Consider the following 250-nt stretch of genomic DNA (forward strand, 5'->3'; position numbering starts at 1 on the left):
AAGGCACGAGCGGTAGCCCTGCTCGGGATGTGGCCGGTCCATGATGATGCGCTCGACCAGCAGCGACAACATCGGCCCGATCCGGGCAGCCTCTTCTCGGATTTTGGCTGGGGTCCATTCCAGATAGGCCCAGTCGGCCCGAAGCTGCGATTTTGGCCAGGTTGAAGAACGAACACTGAACGCTTGATTGATTCTACCAGGACCGTTGCTGACCACCGACCTCGTAGATATCGGCTTCCATGGAGCAATT

1 pseudogene is annotated in these 250 nt (G+C 58.0%); it reads right to left on the reverse strand.

From position 1 onward, the window contains the following. Window positions 1–216: pseudogene (locus WP12_RS26095) on the reverse strand (hypothetical protein); the annotation flags it as partial. Window positions 217–250 lie beyond the last annotated feature (34 nt).

Origin of the sequence: Sphingomonas sp. SRS2 (assembly GCF_000971055.1) — a bacterium.
GTDB lineage: Bacteria > Pseudomonadota > Alphaproteobacteria > Sphingomonadales > Sphingomonadaceae > Rhizorhabdus.